Raw genomic sequence first — 22,714 nt, 5'->3', positions numbered from 1 at the left:
TGATTCAATTCTCTCGACGGTCTCAGTTCACAGCGGACGTCGCTTCGACATGACGCGGCAAGGTCACCCGAATACGGGTGCCGCGTTGGCTTTCGGTGTCAGCCGGGCTGTCGATGGTGATTTGTCCATAATGCTCTTCAACGATGGAATAGACCAGTGCAAGGCCCAGACCGGTACCTTCACCTGGGTCCTTGGTGGTGAAGAAGGGTTCGAACAATCGGTCCATGATGTTCTGTGGAATGCCGCTGCCCTCGTCCTCGACGATCAGGTCGACCGTGTGCTCGAAAGCCTCGGTCTTGACCCTTACCGCGCCACCCGCCGGTGTTGCGTCGCGGGCGTTGGACAGCAGGTTGATCAGCACTTGGGCCAGGCGTTGTGAGTCGCCGTCGACCCAATGGTCCGGATCACACAAGTTGAAGAACTGTACTTCGAAATTGCGCCGGTTCAAGGCCAGCAGCCCAATGGCATCCTGCGCCACTTCGGCCAGGCATACCGCTTCGTCCTGATTCTGATGGGCGCCCGCATGGGCAAAGCTCATCAGCGACTGCACGATGCGGGAAACACGCTTGGTCTGTTCAAGGATCTGCCCGCTGATTTCGGTGATTTCGCCGTCTTCTTCGCGCTCTTCCCGCAGGTTCTGCGCAAGGCAGGCGATACCGGTGATCGGATTGCCGATTTCATGGGCGACGCCCGCTGCCAGGCGGCCAATACTGGCCAGTCGCTCGGAGTGCACCAGCTTGTCTTCGAGCATCTGGGTTTCGGTCAGGTCTTCCACCAGCAACACCAGGCCACTGTTACCCGGTGCCAGCGGCTCGTCGATCGCAGCCTTGTGCAGGTTGAGCCAACGGGTCTGGCCATCGAGGGCCAGGTGCTGCTTGTGCAAGTGTTCGTCGGGCAGGTTGATGAAGCCTTGCAGCAACTCCTTCCACGGTTCGCCCAGGGTGTTCAGGCGCGAGCCCACCACGCGCTGGGCGGCGATACCGGTGAGTTCCTCCATGGCCTTGTTCCACATGAGGATCTCCTGGTCCTTGGCCAGGGAGCACACGCCCATCGGCAGCTCTTGCAGCGTCTGACGGTGGTAGCGGCGCAGGGCATCGAGTTCGGCGGCCAGGCCGGTGAGGCGCGAGTGGTAGTCCTCAAGGCGGCTTTCGATGAAGTGAATGTCTTCGGTGACGTAGTTTTCGCCGCCCGCCTTGTAGGGCAGGAAGGTTTCCACCATGTCCTGGGACACGCTCGGGCCCATCAGGCCCGAGAGGTTCGCTTCGATGCGGTCACGCAGACGACGCAGCGCGTAAGGGCGCCGCTCGTCGAACGGCAGGTACAGGTCGCGCAGCGCTTGCTCGACTTCTTTTTGTGCGGCCTTGGCGCCGAGGGGCTTGGCCAGTTGCGTGGCGAACTCCTGGGGCGACGCCGCATGCAGTTCGCGGCGTTGCGGCCGGCGCACGTTATCCACTGCGCAGGCTTCGGCGGCGCTGGTTTCTTCGGGGCTGGCGTTGGTGAACAGCGAGATCAGGGTGAACATCAGAACGTTGGCGGCCAGCGAGGCGATGGCCGCCATGTGCCAGCTGGTGTCGTCCAGTACGTAAATCATGTTCAGCAGCGGGATGTAGAAGCCCTGCAGATTGCCGACCAACGGCAAGAGCATGGTGACGATCCACACCAGGATGCCCGCCAGCAAGCCGGCGATAAAACCGCGACGGTTGGCGGTTGGCCAATAGAGTACCGACAGCACTCCCGGCAGGAACTGCAAGGTGGCGACGAACGCGACGATGCCCAGGTTGGCCAGATCTTGCCCCGCGCCCAGCAGCAGGTAGAAACCGTAGCCGGCCATGATGATCGCGACGATCAGCGCGCGGCGTGTCCATTTCAGCCAGCGGTAGATATTGCCCTCGGCGGGCGGCTGGTACAGCGGCAGCACCAGGTGGTTGAGCGCCATGCCCGACAGCGCCAGGGTGGTGACGATGATCAACCCGCTGGCGGCGGAAAGCCCGCCAACGTAAGCCAGCAGCGCCAGGGCCGGGTTGTTGGCGGCAATGCCGATGCCGAGGGTGAAGTATTCGGGGTTGGTGGTTGCGCCCAGTTTCAAACCGGCCCACAGGATCAGCGGCACCGCCAGGCTCATCAGCAGCAAAAACAGTGGCAAGCCCCAGCTGGCGCTGACCAGCGAGCGCGGGTTGAGGTTCTCGGTAAACGTCATGTGGTACATGTGCGGCATCACGATCGCCGAGGCGAAGAACACCAGCAACAGCGTGCGCCACGGGCCTTCTTGCAGCGGCGTGTGCAAGGCGGCGAGGGCGGTCTGGTTCTGCAGCAGCCACAGTTCGAGCTGTTGTGGGCCGTCGAACACGCCATAGAGCGCATAGAGTCCGACGCCGCCGATGGCGATCAGCTTGATCACTGACTCGAAGGCGATCGCAAAGACCAGGCCTTCGTGTTTCTCGCGAGTGGCGATATGGCGCGAGCCGAAGAAAATCGTGAACAGCGTGATCAGCGCACAGAAGGCCAGCGCGACCCGGTGCTGCACCGGCTCACGGGTCAGGATGCTGATGGAGTCCGCCACGGCCTGGATCTGCAGGGCCAGCAGCGGCAGCACGCCGATCAGCATGAACACGGTGGTCAAGGCGCCCGCCCAGGTGCTGCGGAAGCGGAAGGCGAACAGGTCGGCCAGGGAGGATAGCTGATAGGTGCGGGTGATTTTCAGGATCGGGTACAGCAGCACCGGCGCCAGCAGGAACGCGCCGGACACGCCAAGGTAGCTGGAGAGAAAGCCGTAGCCGTACTGGTAGGCCAGGCCCACCGTGCCATAAAACGCCCAGGCACTGGCGTAGACGCCCAGGGACAAGGTGTAGGTCAACGGATGGCGAATGATCGCCCGCGGAATCATTCCGCGCTCACTGATCCAGGCCACCCCGAACAACGCGGCCAGGTAGGCGGCGCTGATCAGCAGCATCTGGGTGAGGCTAAAGCTCATCGGCATCTTTTTGGCTCTGCAGGATGAAGGTCACGACGATCAGGATCAGCCACAGCAGATAGGGGCGATACCAGGCGCCCGTGGCGTCGATCCACCAATCCATGATGGCGGGAGAAAACAGGTAGATCCCGACGACCAGCAGCAGGACCAATCGATAGATGTACATGTTGGCCTCTGTGTAAAAACGTGGGGCGATGGTAACGGATGCTTGGCAAGCTGCAAGCGCCTTCAGTTCAAATGCGCTTCGGCCAGCGTGAGTGTGCGCGGGATCTTTGTCGCGTCCCAGTGCGCAATCCCCCAATCCAGCAGCTCCCGTGGGCTGGCGTACAGCAACTCGTTGCCCGGCTGCTGGCCCAGGGCGCGCAGTGCTCTCAATAACAAAGGCGTGGCCTGGTCAGGTGTCAATGGCGGTGATCGGTAGGATTTGCCCAGCTTGTTGCCGTCCGGTTGGATGATCAGCGGCACGTGCAGATAGCGCGGTTGGCGCAGGCCCAGCAATTCTTGCAGGTAGAGTTGGCGTGGCGTGGAGTCAAGCAAGTCGGCGCCGCGCACGATATCGGTCACACCCTGCCAGGCATCGTCGAGCACTACGGCCAATTGGTAGGCATAGAGGCCGTCGCGACGGCGGATGATGAAGTCTCCTACATCGCGGCCGAGGTGTTGTCGGAATTCGCCCTGCACACGGTCGGTAAAGTGATATGCAAGCTCAGGCACGCGCAAACGAATGGCGGCGTCCTGCTGGTCGTGCCCGGCATTGCGGCACAGCCCCGGGTAAATCCCGTTGTAGGCTTCCAGTTGTTTGCGTGAACAGGTGCAGGCGTAGGCCAGGCCATGGTTGAACATGTCGTTCAGTACTTTGGCGTAGGCTTCGTGCCGCTCGCTTTGTCGGACCAGTTCCCCGTCCCACTCGAAGCCATAGCTTTCCAGGGCGTGCAGGATCGCGGCCTGGGCGCCGGGTTCTTCGCGAGGGGGATCGAGGTCTTCCATGCGCATCAGCCAGCGGCCATGGTTGGCGCGGGCGTCGAGGTAGGAGGCGAGGGCGGCGACCAGGGAGCCGAAGTGCAAGTGGCCGCTGGGTGTGGGGGCGAAGCGCCCGATATAGGTAGAGGCAGTCATGGGCCGGATACTACTGGAAAATCGGTAAACGCCAGAAACAAAAATGGGGCGTTTGCACGCCCCATTCGTTCAGCCCGGCAGGGATTACTTGCCGACCTGTTTTTCCTTGATTTCAGCCAAGGTCTTGCAGTCTACGCAGAGGTCCGCGGTAGGGCGTGCTTCCAGGCGACGGATACCGATCTCGACGCCGCAGGATTCGCACCAGCCATATTCCTCGTCTTCGATCAGTTGCAGTGTCTTGTCGATTTTCTTGATCAGCTTGCGCTCGCGATCACGGGCGCGCAGTTCGAGGGCGAATTCCTCTTCCTGGCTGGCACGGTCTGCCGGGTCAGGAAAGTTGGCTGCTTCGTCCTTCATGTGGTCAACCGTGCGGTCGACTTCCTGCATCAAGTCCTGCTTCCACTTCTTCAGAATATTGGAGAAGTGCTTGCGCATGGGCTCGCTCATGTACTCCTCACCCTTTGCCTCGACATAGGGTGTGAAGCCGCTGAGGCCTGAGGATTGTTGTTGCTTTGCTTGGGTGGACATGAATAGACCGCCTCTCACTCTTCTAATCCATTGCGCAGGATTGCAACGTCACCGACACCTGCCGGCCCTGCGGCTGCAAGCGGGCGAACTTACCAGATAGATTCGGGGTGCGCCACTCCCGGTTGTCGAGGCCCATCGCGCGCGGGTTGCAAACGGTAGCAGCCCGGCATGGCTGGTTATGAGGAGCCTCGAGTGTTGATTTTAGTCGTTTTGCAAGCGCCTGCCCGGTTCATCGCAGGCCACGGGGCAGGCAATAGAACATGTTTTACGGCGCGGGTTCGGTAGAATCCAGATTTTGTCCTCACCGTCTAAGGAAGGCTAATGGCTCAGCCCTACAGTGCGCGCAGTCGCGCCATCGAACCTTTTCATGTCATGGCGTTGCTGGCGCGCGCCAATGAGCTGCAGGCTGCGGGTCATGACGTGATCCACCTGGAGATCGGCGAGCCGGACTTCACCACGGCCGAGCCGATCATCCAGGCCGGCCAGGCCGCGCTGGCGAACGGCAAGACGCGCTACACCGCAGCCCGTGGCCTGCCGGAATTGCGTGAGGCCATCAGCGGTTTTTACGGGCAACGCTACGGTTTGAGCGTGGACCCTGAGCGCATCCTGATCACCCCTGGTGGTTCGGGCGCGCTGTTGCTGGCGAGCAGTCTGTTGGTCGACCCGGGCAAACATTGGCTGCTGGCGGACCCAGGTTACCCGTGTAATCGGCATTTCCTGCGGCTGGTGGAGGGCGCGGCCCAATTGGTGCCGGTGGGGCCTGAGGTTCGCTATCAGCTGACCGCCGACCTGGTGGCCAGGCATTGGGACCAGGACAGTGTTGGCGCGCTCGTGGCGTCGCCCGCCAACCCGACCGGAACCATTCTTGCGCGAGATGAGTTGGCCAGCCTGTCGAATGCGATCAAGGCACGTAATGGTCACCTGGTGGTCGACGAGATCTACCACGGCCTCACCTATGGCACAGACGCTGCCAGCGTGCTGGAAGTCGACGATGACGCCTTTGTCCTGAATAGTTTTTCGAAGTATTTCGGCATGACCGGCTGGCGCCTGGGTTGGTTGGTGGCGCCACCGGCGGCGGTGGGCGAGCTGGAGAAGCTGGCGCAAAACCTCTACATCAGCGCGCCGAGCATGGCCCAATACGCGGCCTTGGCCTGTTTCACCCCGCAAACCCTGAGCATTCTGGAAGAGCGCCGCGCCGAGTTTGGCCGTCGTCGCGACTTCCTGCTGCCAGCGCTGCGTGAACTGGGGTTCGGCATTGCAGTGGAGCCAGAGGGGGCGTTCTATTTGTACGCTGATATCAGCGCGTTTGGCGGTGATGCCTTCGCGTTCTGCCGGCATTTCCTCGAAACCGAGCATGTCGCTTTTACCCCCGGGCTGGACTTTGGCCGCCATCAGGCGGGGCATCATGTGCGTTTTGCCTACACGCAAAACCTCGATCGACTGCAGGAGGCGGTGGAACGTATCGCCCGTGGCTTGCGGAGCTGGCAAGGCTGATGCGCTTTCATCCTCCCCTCGAAGAAGGGCGGCTGATTCGCCGCTACAAGCGTTTTCTCACCGATATCGAAACCGTTACCGGCGAGTTGCTGACCATTCACTGCCCGAACACCGGCTCGATGCTCAATTGCATGGTGGAGGGTGGGCAGGTCTGGTTCAGCCGGTCAACGGACCCCAAGCGCAAGTTGCCGGGCACCTGGGAAATCGCCGAAACGCCCCAGGGGCGCCTCGCGTGCGTCAATACGGCGCGGGCCAATCAGTTGGTTGAGGAGGCGCTACACGCGGGTGTCATCACTGAGCTCAACGGCTTTACTGCCCTGAAGCGTGAAGTGCCCTACGGCCAAGAAAAAAGCCGCATCGACTTTTGGCTCGATTATCCCCAGGGCTCGGCTTACGTCGAGGTCAAGAGCGTCACGCTGGGTTTTGATGGCTCGACGGTCGCGGCTTTCCCCGACGCCGTCACCCAGCGCGGTGCCAAGCATTTGCGGGAGCTGGCGCATCTGGCGCGTGAAGGCGTGCGGGCGGTGCAGTTGTATTGCGTCAATCTGTCGGGCGTGGATGCGGTGCGCCCGGCCGTTGAAATAGATGCCGGTTACGCCGCGGCATTGCGTGAGGCCAAGGCTGCCGGTGTGGAGGTGTTGGCCTATGGCGTGCGGGTAACGCCTGAAGAAATTTACGTCGACCGGCGCCTGGATGTCGTGATGGGCGACTAGAGTTCCACCCACAACCCCTGTTCGTCCTCGCGACCGGGCAGGGCGGTGAGGCTTTGGCCGGCGCAAGGGCCGGCGATGCACTCACCGCTTTCGATCAGGAACAGCGCGCCATGGGTGGCGCACTGGATCAGGCTGGCGCTGGTGTCGAGGAAGTGGTCGGGCTGCCATTCCAGCGGGATGCCGCGATGGGGGCAGCGGTTGATATAGAAGTAGGCGACGCCGCCCCGGCGCACGGCCAACAATTTGCAACCATCGATTTCAAAACCAAGGCTGCTATTGGGCGCGAGGGTGGCGGAGGGGCAGAGAAACTTCATTTCAATCCTTAAGTGCCTTGACGTTCAAATGCAAACAATTATCAAATGCCGGCTTCGCCCGTCGGCTGACCGGGCGCTCAATACGATGCCTGGCAGGTGTTGTCTGTCACATCCCTGAGTGCTTGATTGGCCCTGCCCCTGGAAGGAAACCCTGTTATGCGCCTGAGTACCAGCGCTATTGCGCTTGTTGCCTCACTGCTGGTCAACCATGGGGCAGTCGCCTCCGAACTGCCACAACGCTGGGTGAGTGCCGGTGGTGCGCTGTCGGAATGGGTGACGGCCTTTGGCGCGGAGTCGAAGTTGGTGGGGGTTGATACCACCAGTCAGCATCCCGAGTCGCTCAAGGCGCTGCCGAGCATTGGCTACCAGCGGCAGTTGTCGGCTGAAGGCATTCTGAGTTTGCGCCCGCAGATTCTGGTAGGCACCGAGGAAATGGGGCCGCCGCCCGTGTTGGCCCAGATTCGCGGTGCTGGTGTGCAGGTGGAGTTGTTCTCGGCCCAACCGGACCTGCCGACGTTGAAAGGCAACTTGCAGCACTTGGGCAAACTGTTGGGCAGCGAGGCGAAAGCCAACGAATTGTTTACTGGATATGAACAGGCTCTTGAGCAGCAGAAAAGTTGGGTTGCCAAGGCCCAGGCCACGCAGAAATCCCCGGGTGTGCTGCTGTTGCTCGGTCACGCGGGTGGCAAGCCGCTGATCGCGGGTAAAGACACGGCTGCCGATTGGATGCTGCAACAGGCTGGCGGACATAACCTGGCAACCCACAGTGGTTACAAGCCGTTTTCGGTGGAGTCGCTGGCAGGTTTGAGTCCGGATGTTCTGGTGTTTGCTGATCGTGCCCTTACCGGTGATGCGGCGCGTGCAGCGCTATTCAAGGAAAACCCGATTCTGGCTTCCACACCGGCCGCCAAGCAGGGCCGGGTGTTTGAAGTGGATCCGACGCTGCTGGTGGGTGGGCTCGGACCGCGTCTGCCGCAAAGCCTGGTGAAGCTGTCTGCCGGGTTTTACCCGTCCCAGGCCAAGCCCGCCCCATGACGACGCTGGTTAAACCCAAAACACTGTTTATCGGGCTGGCGTTGCTGTGTGTGTTGGCGACCTGGCTCTCATTGGCCTTGGGGCCGGTCAGCCTACCGCTGGTGGATACGCTCAAGGCTGCGTTGCGCTTGATGGGTATACCGATTGAGGCGCAAGGGTTGGAGCAGGCCGAGTTGATCCTGGGGCAGATTCGCCTGCCGCGAACGTTGCTCGGGCTGGCGGTGGGGGGCGTTTTGGCACTGTCGGGTGTGGCGATGCAGGGACTGTTTCGCAACCCGCTGGCCGATCCAGGGTTGGTGGGGGTGTCCAGCGGTGCTGCGCTGGGGGCGGCGATTGCGATAGTCGGTGGTTCGTTCTTTGGCGGCCTGCCGGATGCGGTTGGGCCGTATTTATTGTCGCTGTGTGCGTTCCTCGGGGGGCTCGGGGTGACGGCCCTGGTCTACCGCCTGGGGCGACGTAATGGCCAGACCAACGTGGCAACGATGCTGCTCGCCGGTATTGCCCTTACAGCCCTCGCCAGTTCGGCGGTTGGGCTGTTTACCTACCTGGCGGATGACGCCACTTTACGCACGCTGACCTTCTGGAACCTGGGCAGCCTCAATGGTGCGAGCTATTCGCGGTTGTGGCCGTTGCTGTTGGTGAGTGGCGGTGTGGCGCTGTGGTTGCCGCGGCGGGCCAAGGCGTTGAATGCGCTGTTGCTGGGAGAGTCCGAGGCCAATCACCTGGGTGTTGATGTCGAGAGGCTTAAGCGTGAGCTGGTCTTCTGTACCGCGCTGGGGGTGGGAGCCGCCGTGGCGGCAGCCGGCATGATCGGTTTTGTCGGGCTGGTGGTTCCACATCTGGTGCGGTTGCTGGCCGGACCGGATCACCGGGTGTTGTTGCCCGCATCGGTATTGGCAGGGGCGAGCCTGTTGCTGTTCGCCGATTTGGTGGCTCGCTTGGCGCTGGCGCCGGCTGAGTTGCCGATTGGTATCGTGACTGCGTTTATTGGTGCGCCATTTTTTCTCTACCTGTTGTTGCGGGGGCGTGCCTGATGCTGCGAGTGGAAGAGCTGCAGATCCGGCGCGGTCACAAGACGGTTCTGGCTGATGTCACCTTGGACCTGTTGCCGGGGGAAGTGTTGGGTGTGCTGGGCCCCAACGGGGCGGGCAAAAGTACGTTGCTTGGCGCGTTGTGTGGAGAGTTGCAGCCGGATAAGGGCAATGTCTGGCTTGACCAGCACGTGTTGGCTGACTGGAGTGGTTCGCAACGTGCGCAGCGGCTGGCAGTGCTGCCGCAGGTATCGACGCTGGACTTTGCCTTCCGTGTCGAAGAGGTGGTCGGCATGGGGCGCTTGCCTCATCAGACGGGTCGGGTGCGTGATGATGAAATCATCAGCGCGGCCCTGCAGGCGGCGGATGTGGGGCACTTGAGTGGCCGCAGCTACCTGGCGCTGTCGGGTGGGGAGCGTCAACGGGTGCATCTTGCGCGGGTTCTCGCACAGTTATGGCCGGGTGAAGCTGGCCAGACGCTGCTATTGGATGAGCCCACATCGATGCTCGACCCGTTGCACCAGCACACCACCCTGCAGGCCATCCGCCACTTTGCGGATCGGGGGGCGGCGGTGCTGGTGATCCTCCATGACCTTAACCTGGCAGCGCGTTACTGCGATCGTATCCTGTTGCTGGAACAGGGACGCCCTCATGCGCTGGATATACCTTCGAAGGTCTTGCTGCCCGAGCCGCTCAAGGCTGTCTTTGGCCTGGAGGTGTTGGTGCAGCCGCATCCCGAACGTGGCCACCCATTGATTATTGCGCGCTGAAGTCGATTTATTGCAGGCAAAAAAAGACCCGGCAAGAGCCGGGTCAAATAACCGTGATTAGCCTGATGAGGAGATAATCTGAGAGTCCGAACCAATGGTCTTTCAGTTATCGGCTGATCTCGCGACCAGTTGTGATAATCATAACGATTCTCATTTGAGAGTCAACCTTTGTTTTTCCTTGCTCCTCAAGTTTTCTCAAACAGGTGTTTGTCATGCCCGTAAAGGCTGGGTCTGATCGTGAATCTAATTCTTCTGCCGCGCTGAAATAGCATCCAACTGACGGTTCAACGCTTCCTTGCGCTCCGACGGAATGTCGTTCCAGTGCACATCCATCAATGCGCCTTCGATGGCATACAGCAGCACTTTGGACGCCCGGAATCCACGCGTCCGCACGGCTCGGTAGGCGTCGACCGCTCCCAAGCGGCGCAGATCGGACGCGCTGTGGATGCCCACCGCATGCAGCCACTGCGCCGACGTCTTGCCAAGATTTTTCAGGTGTTGCAGCTCATCGTTCATCAAGCCTCCTTGCGACGGCCGAATGGTGCGGTGGGTATCGTGACCAGGCAAGCCTGAAAAGGAGTGTAGCGCTCAGTAGGAAAAGCGTAGTTCTTTGGTCAGGAACGGCTGAAAAGCTTATAAGAATGGCGCGAGGATTTTGACAAAAGGCAGGCATAAAACCCCGGCGCGCCTGGGCGTGACCGGGGTTTTGGGTAATGGCATTACTTGGTGCGGTAACGCAGGCGGGTACCGAAATTGACCGACATTAGGATCTCATCGGCGGTCAGTTCAGGCGGAAAGTAAGCCCCTGAGATCTGTGCATGGGCCAGGCTGGCGCCTTCCAGTGAGCAGTCGCGCAAGTCCAAACCGCGTAGGTCAGCGGAGCGAAAGTACGCGTCGGTGAAGTCCACACCGGTAGCGTTCAGCTCACGCAGGTCGAGCCCGCGGAAGTCGCCGCCACGCATATTGATGGCACCGTCTTTGGGGCGCTCCTGGTTGAAACCTCGGATGTCATCTTTATGCAGGAGCGAGTAGAGCGGGGTATCAAGAAGCTTGGGCTGACTCATGACGGCGACTCCTGTTGGATTTATGACGCCATTATAGTGCCACTATTGCCTGGTCGTGCGCCCTAAGTCGGTGACACGACCAAGAAATATTTCTTACAGGCCTGGCAGGCGCTGGCGAATGTGGGCGACCAAGGCGTCGAGTGTCCCGCTTTCATTGGTCTCGACACGATGGCTGAGCAGCAGTTCCTCGGCGGTCAGTGGCTCACGGTTGGCTTGTTGCTCCTCAATGACCGCCAGTGTTGCGTCGGAAGGATCGTTCTTGTCCGCCTGACGTTGTGCCAGCCAGCTGGCGATAACGGCCTGTGGTGCGTTGCAATCCAGGATCAGGAAAGGAGCGCCAGTCGCTTCAGCCACTTTGGCGGCGGCGCTGCGCTGTTCGTGCTTCAGGAACGTGGCATCCAGCACCACAGGGAAGCCTGCACGCAGCACGGTATCGGCAATTTCATTCAGGCGGGCGTAGGTCGCTGCACTGGCGTCGGCTGCATAAATGCCGGCTTGTGGCGTGTTTTCCACCTGTTGTTCACCGAACAGGCGCTTGCGTTCAACGTCTGAACGCAGGCGCACGGCGCCCAAGGCTTCCACCAGTCGCATCGAGACCTGGCTTTTGCCGACAGCCGAAACGCCGTGGGTAATGGCCAGGAAGCGCGACGGAATGGTGCTGTAGCTTTCTGCGAGGTTCGCGTAGTTGCGGTACTGGCGCAGGGTGGTGGCGCGTTGTACCGGGCTGGCCTCGCTTGGCATGCTGAACAGTGCGATCTTGGCACGGACCAGGGCGCGGTAGGCTTTGTAGAAGTTCAGCACTTCAAGGCCTTTGTAGTCGCCTGTCAATTCCAGGTACTGGCTGATGAAGCGGCGTGCCAGGGATTTGAGGCCACGGTCTTCCAGGTCCATTGCCAGGAAGCCGGTGTCGGCGTAGACGTCGGTGAAGCGGAACGGCTCGTTGAATTCGATGCAGTCGAAGATCACTACACGACCATTGATCAAGGTGGCGTTGCCCAGGTGGATGTCACCGTGGCATTCGCGAGTGAAGCCGTCGAGCTTGCGCTGGGCGAGCAAGGGCTTGAGACGCTCGAAACTGCTTTCGGCCCAGGCTTGCAGGGCTTCGAGTTGAACCAGGTCGGCCTTGTCGCTGAGGAACGGGCGGATCTGTTCGAAGTTCTGCCGCACCGGTGCCATCACTTCGTCCGGTGTACCGGCCGGGTGATCCTGCGGCACTTTCGGGGCTGTCAGGTGAAAGTGTGCAATCTGTTTGGCCATCTCATCGATGTGCGCGCTGGTCAGTTCGCCATTGGCTTGCAAGGTGCTTAGCAGTTGGCTTTGTGGGAACTGGCGCATTTTCAGCGCGTACTCGATCACCGGGCCTTCACCGCCCAATTGCGGGGCTTCGGCGGTACCGGTAATCGGCAACACTTCAAGATACAAATCTTCGGTCAGGCGCCCGTTCAGGCGCAGTTCTTCGTTGCAGAAGTGGCCGCGGTCTTCCAGGGCCGTGAAGTTGAGAAAGCCGAAGTTCATCGGCTTCTTCAATTTATAGGCGTAGGGGCCGGTCAGGATCACCCAGGAGATATGGGTTTCGATGACTTGAAACGCTTCAACCGGGTGTGGGTATAAAGCCGGGTTTTGCAGGGCAGCGATCAGGGACTGGCTCACGGGCGATCCTTCAAAGTCGGGGGGAAATCATGGCGGGCATTATGGCCGCTACGAGCGGTCGTGCAAACCGCTGTCCGGCTCATGTTGATGATCAATAAAGTGCGTATAATCCGCCGCCATGACTCGAACCCGATCTCCCCGTTCCCGTAAAAAACCTCCTTCCCGCGGCCTGCGCCCTTGGCTGGGCTGGGCGCTCAAGCTCGGCCTGGTCGGCCTTGTGGTGCTCGCCGGCTTTGCGGTGTACCTCGATGCCGTGGTGCAGGAGAAGTTCTCCGGCAAGCGCTGGACCATCCCGGCCAAGGTGTATGCACGCCCGCTGGAGCTGTTTACCGGCCAGAAGCTGAGCAAGGATGACTTTCTCACTGAGCTGGATGCACTGGGCTACCGCCGCGAACCCGTGAGCAATGGCCCGGGCGCGGCGGCGGTCAGCGGTAACACCGTCGACCTGAACACCCGAGGCTTCCAGTTCTATGAAGGCCTGGAGAAAGCCCAGCCGGTGCGCGTGCGCTTCTCTGGTGATTATGTTGCCGAGCTGTCGTCCCTCAATGGCTCGAAACTGCCAGTGGTGCGCCTTGAACCGCTGCTGATCGGCGGCATTTATCCCAAGAATCTTGAAGACCGCATCCTCATCAAGCTCGATCAGGTTCCGCCGTACCTGCTGGAGACGTTGGTTGCGGTGGAAGACCGCGATTTCTACAGCCACTGGGGCGTTTCGCCCAAGTCGATTGCCCGGGCCATCTGGGTGAACACCTCCGGCGGCAAAATGACCCAGGGCGGCAGTACGCTGACCCAGCAGTTGGTCAAGAACTTCTACCTCACCAACGAACGCAGCCTGACCCGCAAACTGACCGAAGCGATGATGGCGATGCTGCTTGAGTTGCACTACAGCAAGCAGGAAATTCTCGAGGCGTACCTCAACGAAGTATTCGTCGGCCAGGACGGCCAGCGGGCCGTGCATGGTTTCGGCCTGGCCAGTCAGTTCTTTTTTGGCCAGCCGCTGTCCGAGTTGAAGCTGCATCAGGTGGCGTTGCTGGTCGGCATGGTCAAGGGGCCGTCCTATTACAACCCACGTCGAAACCCTGAGCGTGCGCTGGAGCGTCGCAACCTGGTGCTCGATGTGCTTGAACAGCAGGGCGTGGCCACGGCTGAGCAGGTGGCGGCGGCGAAGAGGATGCCGTTGGGCGTTACCACGCGCGGCAAGCTGGCGGACAGTTCCTTCCCCGGCTTCATCGACCTGGTCAAACGCCAGTTGCGTGAAGACTATCGCGACGAAGACTTGACCGAAGAAGGCCTGCGGATCTTCACCAGTTTCGACCCGATCCTGCAGATGAAGGCCGAGGCGTCGGTCAATGACACCTTCAAGCGCATGACCGGTCGTAAGGGCATCGATGACGTTGAAGCGGCCATGGTCGTGACCAACCCGGAAACCGGTGAAGTCCAGGCCATGATCGGCAGTCGCCAGGCCAGTTTTGCCGGGTTCAACCGTGCGCTGGACGCTGTGCGGCCGATCGGCTCGCTGGTCAAGCCGGCGGTTTACCTTACTGCGTTGGAAAAACCGAGCAAATACACCCTTACCAGTTGGCTGTCGGATGACCCGTTGTCGGTCAAATTGGCAGATGGCCAGGTGTGGACGCCGAAAAACTTCGAGCGTCGCTCCAACGGTACGATTTTCCTCTATCAGGGATTGGCGCATTCCTACAACATTTCCACGTCGCGCCTCGGGCTTGAAGTCGGCGTGCCGAATGTGTTGAAAACCCTCGGACGCCTAGGCATCAACCGCGAGTTCCCGGCGTTCCCATCAATGCTGCTGGGCGCCGGCGCTATGACGCCGATGGAAGTCACTACGATGTACCAGACGATCGCCAACGGTGGGTTCAATACACCGATGCGCGGCATTCGCAGTGTGCTGACCGCTGAGGGCGAGCCGCTCAAGCGTTACCCGTTCCAGATTCAGCAGCGCTTTGATGCAGGCTCTATCTACCTGATCCAGAACGCGATGCAGCGCGTGATGCGTGAAGGCACCGGCAGCTCTGTTTATAAAGTGCTGCCGTCCAACCTGACCTTGGCGGGCAAGACCGGCACCAGTAACGACTCGCGTGACAGCTGGTTCGCCGGTTTCGGCCAGGATGTGCTGGCGGTGGTCTGGATGGGGCGTGACGACAACGGCAAGACGCCGTTCACGGGTGCGACGGGCGCGTTGCAGGTGTGGACAAGTTTCATGCGCAAAGCCGACCCGCTGCCGCTTAATATGCCGCAGCCGGATAACATCGTGCAGGCGTGGATCGATCCGCACACAGGGCAGGGCTCTGATGCCAACTGCCCGGGTGCGGTGCAGATGCCGTATATTCGCGGCAGCGAGCCACCTGCCGGCCCCGCCTGCGGTAGCGGTGCCCCTGCCAGTGCGGAGTCGGTGATGGATTGGGTCAAGGGCTGGATGAATTAAGCAAAGAGGGTTTCAAGTGAACAAGTGGTGGATTCCAGCTATTACAGCTCTGGCTTTGCTCAACGGTTGCGCCAGCGTGCAGCGCGGTTCGATTCCGGTGGTGGACTCAAGCACGACCGTCTCCAACAACGATCGCATCTCGGCCAATGGCGGTTTCCGCCAGACCGTGACGAACCGTCCTGCCCAAGCCAGGCCTCAAGCCATGCCGCAGGATTCCGGCGTGGTGGTGATGGTGCCGGGTGGTGGCGCTACCACATCGGCGCCGATCAGTGCCGAGCCATGGACGCCTGGGCCAAGCACATCGGGGCCGATCGATTCCACGCCGATTCAAACGGCGCCGATCAACCAGGGCACCTACACCATGCCGTCGACGCCGAGCGGTATTCCGTCTTCGTCCAACGCCGGCGGCCTCTCGGCTGACGAGCAACTGGACGGCCCGGTGCTGGCATTGCTTACTACCGCCCAGCAGCAGCAGGCGGGTGGTGACCTGAATGGCGCCTCGTCGAGCCTGGAGCGCGCCCAGCGCGTGGCGCCGCGTGAACCGCAAGTCCTGTATCGCCTGGCTCAGGTGCGCATGGCCCAGGGGGATGCACCGCAAGCCGAGCAATTTGCCCGTCGCGGCCTGTCCCTGGCCAACGGTCGCCCCGATCTGCAAGCCAATCTGTGGGCCTTGATCGGTGATGCACGTGCCGCCCAGGGTGATGCTGCCGGTGCCGCCCAGGCTCGACAAAAAGCCAAGGTCAGCCTCTGATGGATGCACGGTTTCCAGCAATTGCCGAACAGTTGTTGCTGATCGAGCGCGAGTTGCGCGTGCAAGGCTGGTGGGACGAAGTGTCCCCCAGCGTCGAGGCGCTCAGCAGTGTCGAGCCGTTTTCGGTCGATACCCTGGACTTTCACCAGTGGCTGCAATGGATCTTCCTGGTGCGTATGAAGCAGATCCTCGAGCAGGATCTGCCATTGCCCAACGCGTCGGGGATCCTGGAGATGGCCGAGATGGTCTACGCCGATCGCCCGCAAGAGAGCCTTGGCTTGCGTAACGCGCTGAAAAAGTTCGATCAACTGATCGTCGACGCTCGTTAATTGCCTGACTGCCGGTTTTTCCGGCAGTCTTGCGCACATTTCTACCGCTTGACGACATTCAGGCGAGTTTTATCCCTCCTCAAAGCCCTTTCTTCTACGTTCTCATGCGCTTAGTTGGAAAAAAGCGCAATTATTGCTTGACTTGAAGGGCCTGAAACAGAAGAATCCAAAGTCCGCTGTATCGGGACTGCCAGAAGCAGGCCCGCTCAGCAGATCATGAGGCGCACATCCGCGCCGACCTGTAACACCCGCAACGCGTTACCTCGCGCTGGGTGGGAAAAGCCCGCAACACTTGGGACGATCCCAATACTTGCTCAGTCAGTGCTGACGTAGTCGGCGACCACCGTCGCTCATGCTCTGTTGAGAAGTAAACCTATTAAGACCCGTCGGTTTTCAACGGACGGTATTCTGGCGTTTTAGAGGTGAACAACGTGGAGCTTTTATCTGGTGGTGAGATGCTCGTCCGCTTTTTGCGTGACGAAGGCGTCGACTATATCTACGGGTACCCAGGTGGTGCTCTGCTGCATGTTTACGACGCACTGTTCAAGGAACCGGCTGTCAACCACATCCTGGTTCGCCACGAACAAGCTGCAACCCATATGGCTGACGGTTACGCCCGTGCCACCGGTAAAGCCGGTGTGGTACTGGTAACGTCCGGCCCAGGCGCAACCAATGCCATCACCGGCATCGCGACTGCGTACATGGACTCCATCCCGATGGTGATCATCTCCGGCCAGGTGCCTAGCACCATGGTGGGTACCGATGCATTCCAGGAAACCGACATGATCGGTATCTCCCGGCCGATCGTGAAACACAGCTTCATGATCAAGCACCCATCGGAAATCCCGGAAGTCATGAAAAAGGCTTTCTACCTCGCACAGTCCGGTCGCCCGGGCCCTGTGGTGGTCGATGTGCCGAAAGACATGACCAACCCGGCTGAAAAATTCGAATACGTCTTCCCGAAGAAAGCCAAGCTGCGCTCCTACAGCCCGGCCGTTCGTGGGCACTCGGGGCAAATCCGCAAGGCCGCAGAAATGCTCCTGGCGGCCAAGCGCCCTGTGTTGTACTCGGGTGGCGGCGTGATTCTGGGCGGCGGTTCCGCACCGTTGACCGAATTGGCCAAGCTGCTCAACCTGCCAGTGACCAACACCTTGATGGGCCTCGGCGCATTCCCGGGTACGGACCGTCAGTTCGTCGGCATGCTCGGCATGCACGGTAGCTACACAGCCAACCTGACCATGCACCACGCCGACGTGATCCTGGCCGTGGGCGCGCGGTTCGATGACCGTGTGATCAATGGCGCGAGCAAGTTCTGCCCGAACGCCAAGATCATCCACATCGACATCGACCCGGCGTCCATCTCCAAGACCATCAAGGCCGACGTGCCGATCGTGGGTCCTGTGGAAAGCGTGCTGACCGAAATGGTTGCCGCGCTCAAGGACATCGGCGAGACGCCGAACAAGGAATCCGTTGCCAGCTGGTGGAAGCAGATCGACGAATGGCGCGGTGACCGCGGCCTGTTCCCTTATGACAAGGGCGACGGCAGCATCATCAAGCCACAAACCGTGATCGAGACCCTGTGCGAAGTGACCAAGGGCGACGCCTTTGTGACCTCCGACGTGGGCCAGCACCAGATGTTCGCCGCGCAGTACTACAAGTTCGACAAGCCTAACCGCTGGATCAACTCCGGTGGCCTGGGCACGATGGGCTTTGGTTTCCCTGCGGCCATGGGCGTGAAACTGAGCTTTCCGGACACCGATGTCGCGTGCGTCACCGGTGAGGGCAGCATCCAGATGAACATCCAGGAACTGTCGACGTGCCTGCAGTACGGCCTTCCGGTGAAGATCGTCTGCCTGAACAACGGCGTGCTGGGCATGGTTCGTCAGTGGCAGGACATGAGCTACAACAGCCGTCACTCCCATTCCTACATGGAGTCGCTGCCGGATTTCGTAAAATTGGTTGAAGCCTATGGCCACGTCGGCATTCGCATCACCGATTTGAAAGATCTGAAGCCGAAGATGGAAGAGGCGTTCGCCATGAAGGACCGCCTGGTGTTCATCGATATTCAGGTGGATACCAGCGAGCACGTCTACCCGATGCAGATCAAAGACGGCTCTATGCGCGACATGTGGCTGAACAAGACGGAGCGTACTTAATCATGCGGCACATTATCTCCCTGCTTCTGGAGAACGAACCCGGCGCTCTGTCTCGTGTTGTCGGCCTGTTTTCGCAACGCAACTACAACATCGAAAGCCTGACCGTGGCCCCGACCGAAGACCCGACTCTGTCGCGTCTGACGTTGACCACCGTGGGTCACGATGAGGTGATCGAGCAGATCACCAAGAACCTCAACAAGCTGATCGAAGTGGTCAAGCTGGTCGACCTGTCGGAAAGTGCCCACATCGAGCGCGAGCTGATGCTGGTCAAGGTCAAGGCCACGGGTGCCCAACGTGCCGAGATCAAACGGACTACCGACATTTATCGCGGGCAGATCGTCGATGTGAGCGCCAGCGTTTATACCGTTCAACTGACCGGTACAAGCGACAAGCTGGACAGCTTCATCCAGTCGATCGGGACGGCCTCGATTCTGGAAACGGTACGCAGTGGTGTCACCGGGATTGCCCGTGGCGACAAAGTACTCAGCATCTAACCCAAATTAGCGAATGGCCTTACGGCCTGGATATATAGAGGAACCTCATGAAAGTTTATTACGATAAAGATTGTGACCTGTCGATCATCCAGGGCAAGAAAGTCGCCATCATCGGCTACGGTTCCCAGGGTCATGCACAAGCGTGCAACCTGAAAGATTCCGGCGTTGACGTGACTGTCGGCCTGCGCAAAGGCTCGGCCACTGTTGCCAAGGCTGAAGCCCATGGCCTGAAAGTGACTGACGTTGCTTCTGCTGTTGCGGCTGCCGACCTGGTCATGATCCTGACCCCGGACGAGTTCCAGTCCTCGCTGTACAAGAACGAAATCGAGCCGAATATCAAGAAGGGCGCCACCCTGGCCTTCTCCCACGGCTTCGCGATCCACTACAACCAGGTTGTGCCGCGCGCTGACCTCGACGTGATCATGATCGCGCCGAAAGCACCGGGCCACACCGTGCGTTCCGAGTTCGTCAAAGGCGGCGGTATCCCTGACCTGATCGCGATCTACCAGGACGCGTCGGGCAACGCCAAGAACGTCGCCCTGTCCTACGCTGCTGGCGTGGGTGGCGGTCGTACCGGCATCATCGAAACCACCTTCAAGGACGAGACCGAAACCGACCTGTTCGGCGAACAAGCCGTTCTGTGCGGCGGTACCGTTGAGCTGGTCAAAGCCGGTTTCGAAACCCTGGTTGAAGCCGGCTACGCGCCGGAAATGGCCTACTTCGAATGCCTGCACGAACTGAAGCTGATCGTTGACCTCATGTACGAAGGCGGTATCGCCAACATGAACTACTCGATCTCCAACAACGCCGAATACGGCGAGTACGTGACTGGCCCGGAAGTGATCAACGCCGAGTCCCGTCAGGCCATGCGCAACGCCCTGAAACGTATTCAGGACGGCGAGTACGCCAAAATGTTCATCAGCGAAGGCGCAACCGGCTACCCTTCGATGACCGCCAAGCGTCGTAACAACGCCGCTCACGGCATCGAAGTCATCGGCGAGCAACTGCGCTCCATGATGCCGTGGATCGGTGCCAACAAGATCGTCGACAAAGCCAAGAACTAAGTCGTACGCATCAAGGAAAAACGCGGCTTAGGCCGCGTTTTTTCGTTTGGGGGCGGGTTCTGGTATAAAGCTGCATCGTTTGCAGGCGAACGCGCTCTGCAAGTATTTGTCGAATTTTTTCACACCGTTGCAAGGTAAAGTCCATGACCGAACGTCCCGAAGAGCCGGGCCAGGCCTCTGACGCCGATAGCCTGCTACCGATCGATGAGCATGTCGAAGAAGGGCATGATGCGGAAGGTCGCAAGGTCCGGCATCGTGGTATCTATCTTCTGCCCAATCTGTTCACCACGGCGAACTTGTTTGCCGGGTTCTATTCCATCATCAACTCCATGAGTGCGCAGAGTGCGCTGGCAGCGGGTGATGCGGCGAGTGCCAGCAAATACTTCGGTTTTGCGGCCATAGCTATTTTTGTGGCCATGGTGCTCGACGGCCTTGATGGCCGTGTCGCGCGCATGACCAACACCCAAAGTGCCTTCGGCGCCGAGTACGATTCGTTGTCGGACATGGTCGCCTTTGGCGTTGCTCCTGCTCTGCTGGCGTTTGCCTGGGCCCTGGGAGACATGGGTAAGGTGGGGTGGATGGTTGCCTTCATCTATGTCGCGGGCGCAGCCTTGCGCCTGGCGCGTTTCAATACCCAGGTGGGTACTGCCGACAAGCGCTACTTCATCGGCCTGGCCAGCCCGGCAGCTGCCGGAGTGGTGGCGGGCATTGTCTGGGCGTTCAGTGACTACGGCATCCAGGGTTCCAAGATGTCGTTTCTGGTGGCCTTGATGGTGGCGGCGGCCGGCATGCTGATGGTCAGCAATATCAAGTACAACAGTTTCAAGGAGTTCGACCTCAAGGGGCGCGTGCCTTTCGTGGCGATCCTGGTGGTGGTGCTTGTGTTCGCCGTCGTGTTCAGCGACCCACCTCGCATTCTGCTGCTGGCGTTCCTGATCTACGCGGCTTCGGGGCCGGTTCAGTACTTGCTGCATCTGCGTCGGGACAAAACATTGCCTTAATGTAATTTCCCCCATACTCCGCAGTCTATTGGTGCATCAGTTCTCCAATACTGCGGAGTTGCCATGCTAATCAAATTGCCCAAAGCGTCCGATTGCCACGAATCGGACGTCACACCTGAATCCTTCTATCTCTCACGCCGTAGCTTGCTCGGTGGGGCGCTTGCTGGCATTGCGGCCAGCAGCTTACCGCGTTGGGCAAGTGCCAACGATGCTTCGCGTTATGCCGATGTCGAGGCAGGCAAGGCGCCCAGCTGGTTTGCCGACAAACTTCCCGAGACCAAGTGGCAGGCTGTGACCGTGACGGGGGAGGCGATTACCCCGTTCAAGGACGCGACCCACTACAACAACTTCTATGAATTTGGCACCGGCAAAGGCGACCCTGCAACCAATGCGGGGTCGCTGCAAACCGAACCCTGGAGTGTGGTGATTGATGGCGAGGTTGCGAAGCCGGGGCGCTATGCCCTGGAAGACTTCATGAAGCCTTACCAACTGGAGGAGCGAATCTATCGTTTGCGCTGTGTCGAGGCGTGGTCGATGGTCATTCCGTGGATGGGCTTTCCCATCTCGGCCTTGCTCAAGCAGGTGGAGCCTACGTCCAAAGCCAAATACATCCGCTTTGAAACCCTTAAAGATCCCAAGAGCATGCCTGGTCAGCGATCAAGCTTCGGTTTGATCGATTGGCCTTATGTAGAGGGGCTGCGTTTGGATGAAGCGATGAACCCTTTGGCGATTCTTGCCGTTGGCATGTATGGGCGGGAGTTGCCGAATCAGAACGGCGCGCCATTGCGGCTGGTGGTGCCATGGAAGTATGGCTTCAAGAGTGTGAAGTCCATCGTGCGAATCAGTCTGGTGAACGAGCAGCCGAAAACTACATGGCAAAGCATCGCAGCGGACGAATATGGGTTTTATGCGAATGTGAACCCGACAGTCGACCACCCTCGCTGGACCCAGGCTCGGGAGCGCCGGTTGCCGAGCGGTCTATTCAGTCCCAACGTGCGCGAGACGCAGATGTTCAACGGGTACTCGGATGAGGTTGCCTCTCTGTATACCAATCTGGATTTGCGGAAGAACTACTGATGCGCTATCCCATCTGGCGCATTAGCGTCTTTATAGCCGTGGCTGTGTGGCCGCTTTTCTGGTTGTACGAAGCATGGAGTTTTGCCTTAGGGCCGGATCCGGGCAAAGTGCTGGTTGATCGCCTGGGGTTGGGCACTCTGATTCTGCTGCTGATTACCTTGGGAATGACACCGCTGCAGAAATTGAGCGGTTGGGCAGGGTGGATAGCGGTGCGCCGGCAATTGGGGTTGTGGTGCTTTACGTATGTCGTGCTGCACCTGGCGGCTTATTGTGTGTTTGTTCTGGGGCTCGATTGGTCGCAGCTTGGGGTGGAATTGCGTAAACGTCCCTACATTATTGTGGGTACCTTGGGTTTTCTGTCCTTATTAGTGCTGGCGGTGACGTCGAACCGCTATAGCCAGCGTCGGCTTGGGAGTCGCTGGAAGAAATTGCACCGTCTGGTCTATGTGATTCTCGGGCTCGGCTTGCTGCATATGTTGTGGATTGTGCGAGCGGATCTAAAGGAATGGGCTGTCTATGCCTTTATAGGTGCTTTGCTCCTGATGCTGCGGATACCGCCGGTAATGCGCAGAATTCCACGCCTTATTGCGAAAAAACCAGTTTCTGCAACAAAAGCGTAATTAAGGGTTGACGGCAGATTCTGGAAGCCTATAATTCGCCCCACTTCCGGCGCAGTCGAAACGGAAAACTCCTTGAGTTTCAATGAGTTAAGT

At 59.8% G+C, this 22,714-nt stretch carries 22 protein-coding genes; 14 read left to right on the top strand and 8 right to left on the bottom strand.

Annotated features, from left to right (window positions below; translation table 11 throughout):
• Positions 1 to 22: 22 nt before the first annotated feature.
• From ACVWVP_RS18665 to dksA, 4 genes are all read right to left on the bottom strand, one after another.
• Positions 23 to 2,977 (bottom strand): sensor histidine kinase, encoded by a 2,955-nt coding sequence (locus ACVWVP_RS18665; protein ID WP_176998409.1) that lies wholly within the window; start codon positions 2,975 to 2,977, stop codon positions 23 to 25.
• Positions 2,961 to 3,137 carry a hypothetical protein gene (locus tag ACVWVP_RS18660; protein WP_003176118.1) on the bottom strand — a complete coding sequence of 59 codons (177 nt, stop codon included), beginning with the start codon at positions 3,135 to 3,137 and terminating at the stop codon, positions 2,961 to 2,963. The genes ACVWVP_RS18665 and ACVWVP_RS18660 overlap by 17 nt, the downstream gene beginning before the upstream one ends.
• A gap of 62 nt (positions 3,138 to 3,199) precedes the next feature.
• On the bottom strand, positions 3,200 to 4,087 hold the full coding sequence (gene gluQRS, locus ACVWVP_RS18655; RefSeq protein WP_457407541.1) for a tRNA glutamyl-Q(34) synthetase GluQRS: 888 nt from the start codon (positions 4,085 to 4,087) through the stop codon (positions 3,200 to 3,202).
• Between the two features lie 84 nt (positions 4,088 to 4,171).
• Positions 4,172 to 4,615 (bottom strand): RNA polymerase-binding protein DksA, encoded by a 444-nt coding sequence (gene dksA, locus ACVWVP_RS18650; protein ID WP_065910298.1) that lies wholly within the window; start codon positions 4,613 to 4,615, stop codon positions 4,172 to 4,174.
• 321 nt (positions 4,616 to 4,936) lie between these two features.
• On the opposite strand from dksA, the gene ACVWVP_RS18645 reads away from it, so the two are divergent.
• Complete coding sequence (locus tag ACVWVP_RS18645; protein ID WP_259175187.1) at positions 4,937 to 6,109, top strand: pyridoxal phosphate-dependent aminotransferase; 1,173 nt, start codon at positions 4,937 to 4,939, stop codon at positions 6,107 to 6,109.
• On the top strand, positions 6,109 to 6,822 hold the full coding sequence (gene sfsA, locus ACVWVP_RS18640; protein WP_457407539.1) for a DNA/RNA nuclease SfsA: 714 nt from the start codon (positions 6,109 to 6,111) through the stop codon (positions 6,820 to 6,822). Before ACVWVP_RS18645 ends, sfsA begins: the two co-directional genes overlap by 1 nt.
• Here the strand turns inward: sfsA and ACVWVP_RS18635 are convergent.
• Entirely contained in the window at positions 6,819 to 7,136 is a 318-nt protein-coding gene (locus ACVWVP_RS18635; RefSeq protein WP_178919563.1) for a Rieske (2Fe-2S) protein, read from the bottom strand. The two genes, sfsA and ACVWVP_RS18635, sit on opposite strands and share 4 nt — an antisense overlap.
• 156 nt (positions 7,137 to 7,292) lie before the next feature.
• Between ACVWVP_RS18635 and ACVWVP_RS18630 the strand changes: the two genes are divergently transcribed.
• The 3 genes from ACVWVP_RS18630 to ACVWVP_RS18620 are packed head-to-tail and all read left to right on the top strand — an operon-like array spanning position 7,293 to position 9,972.
• Entirely contained in the window at positions 7,293 to 8,171 is an 879-nt protein-coding gene (locus ACVWVP_RS18630) for a heme/hemin ABC transporter substrate-binding protein (protein ID WP_457407538.1), read from the top strand.
• Between the two features lie 50 nt (positions 8,172 to 8,221).
• Positions 8,222 to 9,205, top strand: a complete 984-nt coding sequence (locus ACVWVP_RS18625; protein ID WP_457407659.1) for a FecCD family ABC transporter permease — start codon at positions 8,222 to 8,224, stop codon at positions 9,203 to 9,205.
• The gene (locus ACVWVP_RS18620; RefSeq protein WP_178919565.1) at positions 9,205 to 9,972 is read left to right on the top strand and encodes a heme ABC transporter ATP-binding protein; all 768 of its coding nucleotides are present in this window, start codon (positions 9,205 to 9,207) and stop codon (positions 9,970 to 9,972) included. The genes ACVWVP_RS18625 and ACVWVP_RS18620 overlap by 1 nt, the downstream gene beginning before the upstream one ends.
• A 243-nt stretch (positions 9,973 to 10,215) precedes the next feature.
• On the opposite strand, the gene ACVWVP_RS18615 is transcribed toward ACVWVP_RS18620, so the two are convergent.
• The 3 genes from ACVWVP_RS18615 to ACVWVP_RS18605 all read right to left on the bottom strand — a co-directional run bounded on the left by ACVWVP_RS18615 (position 10,216) and on the right by ACVWVP_RS18605 (position 12,686).
• Entirely contained in the window at positions 10,216 to 10,488 is a 273-nt protein-coding gene (locus tag ACVWVP_RS18615; RefSeq protein WP_176998402.1) for a TfoX/Sxy family protein, read from the bottom strand.
• A gap of 203 nt (positions 10,489 to 10,691) precedes the next feature.
• Positions 10,692 to 11,036, bottom strand: coding sequence for a pentapeptide repeat-containing protein (locus ACVWVP_RS18610; protein ID WP_178919566.1), 345 nt, complete (start codon positions 11,034 to 11,036; stop codon positions 10,692 to 10,694).
• Positions 11,037 to 11,129: 93 nt separating this feature from the next.
• Positions 11,130 to 12,686, bottom strand: coding sequence for a bifunctional aminoglycoside phosphotransferase/ATP-binding protein (locus tag ACVWVP_RS18605; RefSeq protein WP_178919567.1), 1,557 nt, complete (start codon positions 12,684 to 12,686; stop codon positions 11,130 to 11,132).
• Between the two features lie 118 nt (positions 12,687 to 12,804).
• Between ACVWVP_RS18605 and mrcB the strand changes: the two genes are divergently transcribed.
• From mrcB to msrQ, 9 genes are all read left to right on the top strand, one after another.
• A complete protein-coding gene (gene mrcB, locus ACVWVP_RS18600) occupies positions 12,805 to 15,129 on the top strand; it encodes a penicillin-binding protein 1B (RefSeq protein WP_457407537.1) in 2,325 nt (774 codons plus the stop codon).
• A 16-nt stretch (positions 15,130 to 15,145) separates the two neighbouring features.
• Positions 15,146 to 15,880: a tetratricopeptide repeat protein gene (locus ACVWVP_RS18595; RefSeq protein WP_457407536.1), complete on the top strand. Its 735-nt coding sequence runs from the start codon at positions 15,146 to 15,148 to the stop codon at positions 15,878 to 15,880.
• Positions 15,880 to 16,209: a YqcC family protein gene (locus ACVWVP_RS18590; RefSeq protein ID WP_178919570.1), complete on the top strand. Its 330-nt coding sequence runs from the start codon at positions 15,880 to 15,882 to the stop codon at positions 16,207 to 16,209. The genes ACVWVP_RS18595 and ACVWVP_RS18590 overlap by 1 nt, the downstream gene beginning before the upstream one ends.
• Before the next feature lie 431 nt (positions 16,210 to 16,640).
• Entirely contained in the window at positions 16,641 to 18,365 is a 1,725-nt protein-coding gene (locus ACVWVP_RS18585; protein WP_178919571.1) for an acetolactate synthase 3 large subunit, read from the top strand.
• 2 nt (positions 18,366 to 18,367) lie between these two features.
• The gene (gene ilvN, locus ACVWVP_RS18580) at positions 18,368 to 18,859 is read left to right on the top strand and encodes an acetolactate synthase small subunit (protein WP_003176102.1); all 492 of its coding nucleotides are present in this window, start codon (positions 18,368 to 18,370) and stop codon (positions 18,857 to 18,859) included.
• A 47-nt stretch (positions 18,860 to 18,906) separates the two neighbouring features.
• Positions 18,907 to 19,923, top strand: coding sequence for a ketol-acid reductoisomerase (gene ilvC / locus ACVWVP_RS18575; protein ID WP_003194132.1), 1,017 nt, complete (start codon positions 18,907 to 18,909; stop codon positions 19,921 to 19,923).
• Positions 19,924 to 20,066: 143 nt separating this feature from the next.
• Positions 20,067 to 20,924, top strand: a complete 858-nt coding sequence (gene pssA, locus ACVWVP_RS18570; protein ID WP_178919572.1) for a CDP-diacylglycerol--serine O-phosphatidyltransferase — start codon at positions 20,067 to 20,069, stop codon at positions 20,922 to 20,924.
• Positions 20,925 to 20,987: 63 nt separating this feature from the next.
• The gene (gene msrP, locus ACVWVP_RS18565; RefSeq protein WP_259175199.1) at positions 20,988 to 22,001 is read left to right on the top strand and encodes a protein-methionine-sulfoxide reductase catalytic subunit MsrP; all 1,014 of its coding nucleotides are present in this window, start codon (positions 20,988 to 20,990) and stop codon (positions 21,999 to 22,001) included.
• A complete protein-coding gene (gene msrQ, locus ACVWVP_RS18560; protein WP_457407534.1) occupies positions 22,001 to 22,621 on the top strand; it encodes a protein-methionine-sulfoxide reductase heme-binding subunit MsrQ in 621 nt (206 codons plus the stop codon). The genes msrP and msrQ overlap by 1 nt, the downstream gene beginning before the upstream one ends.
• The last annotated feature ends 93 nt before the right edge of the window (positions 22,622 to 22,714 follow it).

Source organism: Pseudomonas sp. TE24901, from assembly GCF_054058375.1.
The sequence above is the reverse complement of the archived record's forward strand: the minus strand, read 5'-3'. Positions and strand labels throughout refer to the sequence as shown.

Bases quoted from the DNA above. Each gene is read 5' to 3' on its own strand.
- ACVWVP_RS18620 (WP_178919565.1), top strand. From the start codon at position 9,205: ATGCTGCGAGTGGAAGAGCTGCAGATCCGGCGCGGTCACAAGACGGTT.
- mrcB (WP_457407537.1), top strand. From the start codon at position 12,805: ATGACTCGAACCCGATCTCCCCGTTCCCGTAAAAAACCTCCTTCCCGC.
- msrP (WP_259175199.1), top strand. From the start codon at position 20,988: ATGCTAATCAAATTGCCCAAAGCGTCCGATTGCCACGAATCGGACGTC.
- ACVWVP_RS18665 (WP_176998409.1), bottom strand. From the start codon at position 2,977: ATGCCGATGAGCTTTAGCCTCACCCAGATGCTGCTGATCAGCGCCGCC.
- ACVWVP_RS18630 (WP_457407538.1), top strand. From the start codon at position 7,293: ATGCGCCTGAGTACCAGCGCTATTGCGCTTGTTGCCTCACTGCTGGTC.
- ilvC (WP_003194132.1), top strand. From the start codon at position 18,907: ATGAAAGTTTATTACGATAAAGATTGTGACCTGTCGATCATCCAGGGC.
- msrQ (WP_457407534.1), top strand. From the start codon at position 22,001: ATGCGCTATCCCATCTGGCGCATTAGCGTCTTTATAGCCGTGGCTGTG.
- ACVWVP_RS18590 (WP_178919570.1), top strand. From the start codon at position 15,880: ATGGATGCACGGTTTCCAGCAATTGCCGAACAGTTGTTGCTGATCGAG.
- ACVWVP_RS18660 (WP_003176118.1), bottom strand. From the start codon at position 3,137: ATGTACATCTATCGATTGGTCCTGCTGCTGGTCGTCGGGATCTACCTG.
- ACVWVP_RS18645 (WP_259175187.1), top strand. From the start codon at position 4,937: ATGGCTCAGCCCTACAGTGCGCGCAGTCGCGCCATCGAACCTTTTCAT.
- ACVWVP_RS18635 (WP_178919563.1), bottom strand. From the start codon at position 7,136: ATGAAGTTTCTCTGCCCCTCCGCCACCCTCGCGCCCAATAGCAGCCTT.
- ilvN (WP_003176102.1), top strand. From the start codon at position 18,368: ATGCGGCACATTATCTCCCTGCTTCTGGAGAACGAACCCGGCGCTCTG.
- pssA (WP_178919572.1), top strand. From the start codon at position 20,067: ATGACCGAACGTCCCGAAGAGCCGGGCCAGGCCTCTGACGCCGATAGC.
- gluQRS (WP_457407541.1), bottom strand. From the start codon at position 4,087: ATGACTGCCTCTACCTATATCGGGCGCTTCGCCCCCACACCCAGCGGC.
- sfsA (WP_457407539.1), top strand. From the start codon at position 6,109: ATGCGCTTTCATCCTCCCCTCGAAGAAGGGCGGCTGATTCGCCGCTAC.
- ACVWVP_RS18610 (WP_178919566.1), bottom strand. From the start codon at position 11,036: ATGAGTCAGCCCAAGCTTCTTGATACCCCGCTCTACTCGCTCCTGCAT.
- dksA (WP_065910298.1), bottom strand. From the start codon at position 4,615: ATGTCCACCCAAGCAAAGCAACAACAATCCTCAGGCCTCAGCGGCTTC.
- ACVWVP_RS18615 (WP_176998402.1), bottom strand. From the start codon at position 10,488: ATGAACGATGAGCTGCAACACCTGAAAAATCTTGGCAAGACGTCGGCG.